This is a genomic window from Oleiphilus sp. HI0061, assembly GCF_001635675.1.
In genome coordinates this window covers 1-8493 of sequence record NZ_LWFE01001378.1, presented here as the reverse complement: position 1 = coordinate 8493, position 8493 = coordinate 1, and the positions used below count along the sequence as shown (strand labels likewise).

At 44.8% G+C, this 8493-nt stretch carries 10 protein-coding genes; 8 read left to right on the top strand and 2 right to left on the bottom strand.

Annotated features, from left to right (window positions below; translation table 11 throughout):
* Positions 1-43: 43 nt before the first annotated feature.
* The 5 genes from sufD (at position 44) to A3735_RS21700 (ending at position 4148) form a co-directional block, all read left to right on the top strand.
* A complete protein-coding gene (sufD, locus tag A3735_RS21720) occupies positions 44-1312 on the top strand; it encodes a Fe-S cluster assembly protein SufD (RefSeq protein ID WP_068513139.1) in 1269 nt (422 codons plus the stop codon).
* A gap of 58 nt (positions 1313-1370) precedes the next feature.
* Positions 1371-2582, top strand: a complete 1212-nt coding sequence (locus A3735_RS21715; protein WP_068513142.1) for an aminotransferase class V-fold PLP-dependent enzyme — start codon at positions 1371-1373, stop codon at positions 2580-2582.
* A gap of 22 nt (positions 2583-2604) precedes the next feature.
* Positions 2605-2970, top strand: coding sequence for an iron-sulfur cluster assembly accessory protein (locus A3735_RS21710; protein WP_068513144.1), 366 nt, complete (start codon positions 2605-2607; stop codon positions 2968-2970).
* Between the two features lie 3 nt (positions 2971-2973).
* Positions 2974-3498, top strand: coding sequence for a putative Fe-S cluster assembly protein SufT (sufT, locus tag A3735_RS21705; protein WP_068513147.1), 525 nt, complete (start codon positions 2974-2976; stop codon positions 3496-3498).
* Positions 3499-3689: 191 nt separating this feature from the next.
* Complete coding sequence (locus A3735_RS21700) at positions 3690-4148, top strand: SufE family protein (RefSeq protein ID WP_068513150.1); 459 nt, start codon at positions 3690-3692, stop codon at positions 4146-4148.
* A 109-nt stretch (positions 4149-4257) separates the two neighbouring features.
* Here A3735_RS21700 and A3735_RS21695 read toward each other — a convergent pair whose 3' ends face one another.
* Together A3735_RS21695 and A3735_RS21690 are read right to left on the bottom strand one after the other, a co-directional pair.
* A complete protein-coding gene (locus tag A3735_RS21695) occupies positions 4258-5604 on the bottom strand; it encodes a DUF3422 family protein (RefSeq protein ID WP_068513152.1) in 1347 nt (448 codons plus the stop codon).
* 70 nt (positions 5605-5674) lie between these two features.
* Positions 5675-7549, bottom strand: a complete 1875-nt coding sequence (locus A3735_RS21690) for an ATP-binding protein (protein WP_156499814.1) — start codon at positions 7547-7549, stop codon at positions 5675-5677.
* Positions 7550-7716: 167 nt separating this feature from the next.
* On the opposite strand from A3735_RS21690, the gene A3735_RS32305 reads away from it, so the two are divergent.
* The 3 genes from A3735_RS32305 to A3735_RS32075 all read left to right on the top strand — a co-directional run.
* Positions 7717-7842 (top strand): hypothetical protein, encoded by a 126-nt coding sequence (locus A3735_RS32305; protein WP_255375188.1) that lies wholly within the window; start codon positions 7717-7719, stop codon positions 7840-7842.
* 25 nt (positions 7843-7867) lie between these two features.
* Positions 7868-8212 (top strand): molybdopterin-dependent oxidoreductase, encoded by a 345-nt coding sequence (locus A3735_RS21685; protein WP_082865419.1) that lies wholly within the window; start codon positions 7868-7870, stop codon positions 8210-8212.
* The coding region (locus tag A3735_RS32075; protein WP_231882621.1) for a hypothetical protein at positions 8209-8493 on the top strand (285 nt) is incomplete at its 3' end. The genes A3735_RS21685 and A3735_RS32075, both read left to right, overlap by 4 nt.

Genomic DNA, 8493 nt, shown 5'->3' with positions numbered 1-8493 from the left:
GGCTGGTTAGGCATCGAAGAAGACAAAGCTTAGGGACACGGTAATGACCTTATTAAGTGATATTGATTTCGGTCTAAATAAGTCTTCTGACTTACCCGAGTCACTGAAAAAATATAGCGAAGAAAGTATGGCAGCCCTGTCACAAACGGCTGTGCCTACCCGAAAAACCGAAGCCTGGAAATACTCAGCGAAGCACTTGAAGCTTCCTGAAAGCTTTTCACCAGCAACGGCCATCGCTACCCCCTACCAAGTGAGCTACGAGCTTGATTGCAACACGATACTGATCGCCAATAATAATGCGCCAAGCTATGACGCTGATGCCTTGTCACAAGCGGGTATCACCATCAAAAGTTTGTCTTCTCTTGATGAGAAAGAGTGCGAGCTTGTCGCCAATAGCATAAGTAATTCTGCAGAGCATTTGCTGTTTGCAAAACTGAATGCGGGTTTGATGCAAGATGGCTTGTTCATCAACGTTGCGAAGAATACTCAACTGGGCAAACCACTCAAGTTGGTTTTTCATAGCAATGCTAGCGGCCTGAGCCAGCCACGCGTTTTCATTAACGTTGAAGCAAATGCCGAAGCAACCTTTATTGAAGAACTCGTCATTGACGCCGAAGAAGGTGCTCAAGGGCTTGTTAACAGTGTATGTGACCTGCGTATTGCTGATAATGCTCATGTGAAGTACTTGCGTATGAACCTTGAATCTACGCCAGCCAAGCAAATCGGTTTTACCGGTGTCGCGCTCTATCGTAACGCTAACTTCAAGAGCTACTCTTTAGGTTTGGGCAGCCAAGTGGGTCGTCACGACTTGCACGTGCAGATGTTAGAAGCAGGTGCTGAGTGTGATCTTAACGGTGTTACTGTCACCACCGGTCAGCAGCATTACGATAACCATACCTGTATCGAACATATTGCACCAAACTGCACCAGTAATGAGACTTACCGTTGTATTGCCGACAATAAGTCCCATATCGTCTTTAATGGCCGAATTCACATTCACCCGGACGCACAGAAGACCTTAGGTTCAATGAATAACAAGAACCTTCTTCTTTCATCGTCTGCTGAAATCGATTCCAAGCCCGAGCTGGAAATTTATGCCGATGACGTGAAATGTGCTCACGGTACAACCATTGGTCAGTTAGACGAAACTGAACTGTACTACCTTAAAACGCGTGGCGTAACGCATGAACAGGCTCGCCTGATGCTAACCCTCGGTTTTGTATTGGAAGTGGTTCGGGCAGCCCCAATTGAAGCTATTGCAGACTTCTGGGAGCAGCAACTGGCAGAGCTGTTAAGTTACCCTTTAGATTAAATGATCGCGTCGTTAGTGCACCTGCGTCATAAAGAGCTATCAAGGTATTGAGTGATAAATGAATATTGAAAGTATTAGAGAACAATTCCCTATTCTAAACCAAGAGGTCAATGGCAAGCCTTTGATCTACCTTGATAGTGCCGCCAGTGCACAAAAGCCCGAAGCGGTGCTCGAAAGCATGGCGAACTACTATCATCATGATAATGCCAACGTACACCGAGGCGCGCACACCTTGGGTGACCGTGCAACGGCTGGTTTCGAAGGTGCACGCGAAACAGTTCGTCAATTTCTCAATGCAAACTCAACCAAAGAAATCATTTGGACCAAAGGAACAACTGAAGCCATTAACCTGATTGCTAACGGTTTGGCAAGTCAGCTAGAGCCTGGTGACGAGATCATCGTTAGCCGCATGGAGCATCACGCCAATATCGTTCCCTGGCAATTAGCGGCGGAGAAATGCGGTGCGCAAATTAAAGTACTCGATTTTGACGAGAACGGTGAGCTATCACTTTCCCAAGTTGATGAGTTGATTAACGAGAAAACCAAAGTCATCGCTGTCACCCACGTATCCAATGTCCTGGGCACGATTAACCCTGTTAAAGAAATCATTGAAAAAGCAAAGGCTGCCAATATCATCACCGTTATCGACGGTGCCCAGGCAGTGCCTCATTTCAAGGTCGACGTTCAGGCTTTAGACTGTGATTTTTATGCTTTATCCTCACACAAATTATTTGGCCCAACCGGTATCGGCGTGCTTTACGGCAAAGAAGCTCGCTTAGAAGCGCTTCCTCCTTATCAAGGTGGTGGCGAAATGATAGAGCGCGTTAGCTTTGAGAGGACTACCTTCAACCAGCTACCCTATAAATTTGAAGCCGGTACACCAGCGATATCCGAAGCCATTGGTTTAGCTGCAGCCATTGACTACATGGACTCTTTAGATAGAGAAGCGATCGAAACTCACGAACAAAAATTACTGGCACGTGCCCATGAATTAGCTGCAACGATACCCGGGCTAAGAATCATCGGCACAGCAAAAAACAAAGTACCCGTGATGTCCTTCCTGATTGAAGGATTACACCCTAGCGATATCGGCACCTTGCTCGACCAGCAAGGCATAGGCATCCGCACCGGACACCACTGCGCAATGCCGCTAATGGATCATCTTTCAATCCCCGGTACGGCTCGCGCATCCTTTGCTTTTTATAATACCGAACAAGAAGTCGAGCAGCTATTTGTTGCGCTAGAAAAAATTCAGCGCATGTTCGCTTGATACAGCATTAATAGGTACCATTATGTCTCTGGCAACATTTGATCCGAAAGTTGAAATCACTCTGAGTGAATCAGCAATTTCACATATATCCAAGCAGCTTGAAAAAGCACCTGATAAGAAAGGTTTGCGCCTATATCTTGAAACCAGTGGTTGCTCCGGTTTTATGTATGAAACCGATCTTTGCGAAGCACCTGAAACGGATGACCGAGTCTTTAATATTACCGACTCTCTGCAGCTATTTGTGCCTAACAAAGACTTACCCATGCTGAACGGCACCCAAATCGACTTTATCACGGTCGGCCTGAATTCAATGTTTCAATTTAAGAACCCTAATGTCACAGGCGAATGTGGCTGCGGTGAAAGTTTTTCAGTTACTGAAGAGTCTTAAGATATGGAAAGAGAAGTAGTTGTCACCAACCGTGAATGTGAAGCCCGGCTAGTACCCGCCGGTACTGAGATCATGGTTCCCAAGGGCTCTTTTGTCACCATTACCCAATCGCTTGGAGGCACTTATACGGTTGCAGTCAATGGTAACCTTGCACGCATTGAAGGCAAAGATGCTGATGCGCTAGGCAAAGAAGTGGCTGTATCCAGTTTTGAAACCCCCTCCGATGGCAGCGTTAGTAAAGACCAGGTATGGGAAGCCTTACGTGAATGCTATGACCCTGAAATTCCGGTTAATATGGTCGAGCTCGGTCTTATCTATGACTGCAAAGTTGTAGAAAATGAAGTCAAAATCAACATGACCCTCACTGCCCCTGGCTGCGGTATGGGGCCATCCATGATTGCCGATGTCGAGCGTAAAGTTGGCCAAGTACCGAACGTAGACAAAGTCAGCGTAGAGCTAGTATTCGACCCTCCCTGGAGTAACGACATGCTCACCGATGAAGCGAAATTAGAGTTGGGTATGTTGTAGGCCGCGGTTCAACCCGACAATCTCCGAGGCATACTCTAACTCACAACTAATACCAAGTTCCTGCATTGTCGGGCTAAAGCCCGACCTACATACAGCATGTTAACAGGGTAAAATCACCCCTTAAGAAAGCCTCGATCTGTATGATATAATCCCGCCCTCGGAATCATCGTTTATCACTTTAGGTCGTATTAATGAGTCAAGCTGCTAATCCAGACATGTTTAAAAACAACCCTTTTGGTACCGAAACTACGGATGCCGATATCCTTGAGGCTTTCGAATTTCTGGATGACTGGGAAGAACGTTACGCATATATCATCGACCTAGGTAAATCACTCCCGGCATTTCCTGAAGCAGAGAAGACTGAACTAAACCTGGTCCATGGCTGCCAAAGCCAAGTCTGGCTTGTTCACTACTTTGACGAAGCCAGCAACAAGCTTTTCTTTTTAATTGAGAGCGACGCCATTATCGTCAAAGGCCTTGCCTCTGTTGTACTGGCGACACTTAATGCACGCTCACCTGCCGAAATCGTCGCTAAAGATGTTGAAGCAATATTCAATGACATGGATCTGATGCGTCATATCAGCCCAACCCGAGGCAATGGCTTGCGCTCTATGCTTGAACGCATGAAGAATATCGCTGGAAATTTTTAGTTTTTAACGAACGTAAGCAGAGGGTTCCACCCCTTATATGGACTCTCCGTGCTAACCCGCCAGCGAGCCGTGGAAGGCTCTGCCTACGGTCTACTCGGTTAAGAGCCATTTAATTATTTCCCTTCAGTTTCTCATTTTCCTTATGTAGCTTGCGTTTCATTCGTCCCAAACCAAACATCACAAAACCAATAGCAAAAGGTACTGAAATACCGGTAACCAGCGTGCTGCTTTCGATTAAGCCGCCTGATTTTGCAGACTCTGCGACGTACTTCACCAAGCCAACCAGATAATAACTGATCGCTGCTACAGATAAGCCTTCAACAGCCTGTTGCATACGCAGCTGCAGCTTGCCACGGCGGTTCATGGACTGCAGTAAATTCTGGTTCTGCGATTCTATTGTGAGGTTCATGCGCGTTCGCAGTAATTCACTGGCTCTATCAATTCTGCGCGACAAGTCATCCAAATCTTTCTCTATGGTTTCACATGTTAAGTAAGCTGGCGTTAAACGACGACTTAGAAACTCACTCAGTGTCTGTAAGCCGCAAACCTCGCTTTCCTTTAACTCTTCGAGCCTGCTCATCGCTAAATGGTAGTATGCTTCAGTCGCTGAGAAGCGATAATTTGTTTCCGATATTGTCTGTTCAATCTGCGCAGATAAGTGGGTCAACGCTCCCATCAAACGACGTTCGTCATCAAGGTTTTTAATCTCAGTGATATTCTGAATGATCTCAGCCAGATTCAAGTTCATTAGATGAATATTCGGCCCTGTCTGCTTAGCAATCGGAAACGACAACAAAGCCATCATTCGATAGGTTTCCAACTCCAATATTCGACGCACCAAGCGGCCGGTCTGACAAGGATTCAAGCCCTTATTAACGATCAGAAAGCGCCCCATGGAGTCACTATGAATCCGGTACGCTGTCCAAACCTGTGCCTGTTTATCGCGAACGAAGCAACTTAGTAAGCGATGCCCCTCAAAATTATTACGCATGGCATCTACGGCGGATTGTGAGCTTTCATAATTATGAGATTGCTCTTCTTCTACCTCGACATGCAAACCACTAATCACCTTACCAGGAATCGCTTCCAACCACTCAGAAGGCAGTAATGAAAGCCCTGTCTTTTCAAAAGGTTGACTTTCTAACTGATGAATAAAGGTATAAGTTGAAAACTCGGTATGACGTTCCCAGCGAAACTCAAAACCACCGAAGTCTTGATAGTAGCAAGAAGCTTCTTCAGTCGGTGGATTAACACTATAGCGGGCACACAAGTTACATATATGCTGATATTCCCCTAAACGAAAGTCGACGCCAGTCTGCTCTACTTGATGCAGTACCGATAATTGAGAAACCCTGGCAGGAGAGGAAATAACCGGAAAGGGGCGCGTATGCAGCTCGTTAAACAGATGGTCACGCTGGTCGTAAAAGGTAATATTGTGTGGAACGCTCTGCCCCATAAAAAATCCCTGACTTATCTAAACATGCCAGAACTTTATCATATAGACACTAAGCGTATGTGGATTTATATCAATTTAAGGAGGGATTAGTACTGGCCAGCGCTTTGTTAAGTACACTTTGTAAATCTTCCAGGCGTAAGGGTTTTGCAAGAAAGTGCTCCATACCTGCCTCCAGACAGCCTTCCTGATCTTCCTCAAAAGCATTTGCCGTCAACGCAATCACCGGTTTGTCGTATCCAAGTTCACGTATTTGGCGAGTCGCGTCAAGACCGTTCATTATAGGCATACGTACGTCCATCAGGAGAATATCAAAATTATCGTCCTGTTTTATTCTATTCACCGCATCAAGACCGTCCCTTTCTACTTCGCAGTTAGAGATACCTAGTGAATTTAGTAATGCCTCGAGCATCACACAGTTCATTTCAACATCATCAACTATCAGCACCCGTACAGCAGAATAATCAACATCGTTCAGTGAATTGCTTGCGATATCCGGGTCTTGGTCTGTTTGTGGTTCTTCAACAAGCTCAACCGGCAGATAAACAGCCATTGTCGTACCCTTACCAAGCGAGCTATATACCTGTATATCTCCTTCCATTCGTTCAACAATACGACGAGTGATAGCCAGACCTAGACCCGTCCCCTCCATATGCTTTTGCGTATCATCACCCACCTGAACAAAATCCTGAAATAAACGTTTTTGGTTCTCTTCCGAAATACCATTTCCAGTATCACTCACCTGAATTTTCAACTGCCCATCACCTAGCATACTCATACTTAGCCCAATATGGCCTTGCTCCGTGAACTTTGCCGCATTAGATAGGAGGTTAAGAATAACTTGTGACAGGCGGTTAGGGTCGGTATTGATAAAAATAGGTTCATCAGCACCCGAGATAGAAAACTGAACCCCCTCTTGCACACGCGGTTTTATCAAACGATAGAGTTGACGCAGGCACTGTGAAAGATCAAAAACCTCTAGGTTCAGAGAAACGCCCTGCGACTCAAATTTACTGAAATCCAATACATCATTAATAATTGAAAGTAAAAGTTCACCAGAAGAAGTTATATTCTCGACACGAGCTTTAGCGCTAATATCCTTAATCTCTTTTGCTAGAAGCTGAGCATTCCCCAACACACCATTAAGCGGTGTTCGAAGCTCATGACTCATCGTAGCCAAAAACAACTCCTTACTTCTAGCTGCCGCCTGGGCTTCATTTGTAGCAACTTCTAGAGACTCCATCATCTTCTTATTTAGTCGAATCTCTTGACTTAATTCTTCTTGTTTACGCTTTTCAAGGCTAATCAAGCCATAGATACAGAATGCAACCGTACACAGAACGATTAAGGTAAAAATCAATTTGAGCCAAATCCAGTTTTCTGGAGAACTCAAAGAAGCAGGAAGTAAGTCAAGTTTAAGTAATGTGGCATTCAAGCTAATCAGAACAACCGACGCCAAGGCGATGTAAAAAGCACTTCTCGCACCAACTAACATAGCCGCCATTGCATAAGGTAAAACCCATAAGACGCTTGCAGGTCCCTCTAAAGACCTATTCATAAAATCTACATAGCAGACCAGAATTAAGCTAAGAGCGAGAAAGAATAAGGCCGCCCCTCGTAAGTGTTGCTTTTTCCACATAATCAACAAAGAAACGGGCTGCAGTGCGATCAGGAACATGGTTAGAACTCGCTCCCAAGGCAAGCTCTGTTCTACCATTAAAGTGAATGTCATACCAACAATTGAAAAGAAGCTCAGTATTAACACGAAAATAATGAGTGTTCTGGCTTGGAGAGCTTGCGATGAATCGGCGCGCACAGCTTCAGGAATGCAGGCATCAACAAAACGGTCAAACTTCCCCACAGGCGAGGTGGGTTGACTAACTTTACCCTCCTGGTTCATAGCCTCTTCCGAGGAATCCTGTTTATGTAGGGAATACTTCGCGTTCAATGCTGACGACTCTAAATGAAATGTGTTCACTAAAGGATAAGCGACAAATCATGTATTCGCCATATTTACAGAGAGAGTCAATAGGCAAAGCATTAGCTTCGATCTTTGCTATGCTTATACAAGTAAGAATCGCCTTGCCTTTAAACAAAGAGCGGAAGACAGATCCTATGAAAAATCTACTATGCACACTCTTATTGCTACCTTGTTTTCTTCATGCCGAAAGCCTACTTCCCCCACCTTCAGGTGAGGTTATTCTCGAAGTCATTGGTGACTTAAAGCTTAGCAACACTTGATGGCGAAGCTCACTTTGACCGAGGGATGATTGAGGCACTACAAACGTCAAGCATTGTCACCGCCAATCATGTACTTTCCAAACCAACAAACTACAAAGGTCCAGTTCTAGGAGACCTACTTAATCAACTTGGCGCTAGAGGGGACAGTGTTTTTGTTACTGCGCTTGATGATTACACAGCCGAGTTAAAACGCAGCGAAATAGAAAAGTATGACGTACTACTAGCAACCCATGAAAATGGAAAAATGATGACCATCGATGACAGAGGACCGTTTTTTATTGTCTTCCCCTTTGATAAATATAAAGAGTTGAGAAGAGACCTCTATTACAACATGTCCGTCTGGCAAATAAAATCTATCGAAGTTGAATGAGCAAACAACACAAAACTCTATCAAGTCGAATAGCAACCCCGAAAACTTTAGTTGCCATCTTCGTTCTTCTCGCGCTGATTATTTTGGCGGGCGTAAGTTTTTCTATCAATTCAATTAAAGACATTAACAACGATGCAGTTGAACCTTATCTGGCGATAATTAATAACAATCTCGGGGTTAACCCCAAATTGCTAAAAATCATCTCCCTCATTCAGGACTACCAGGCCGAAACAAGTTCAAAAAACATTAAGAACCTGAAAAAAGGTTTTCGCATTATGCGC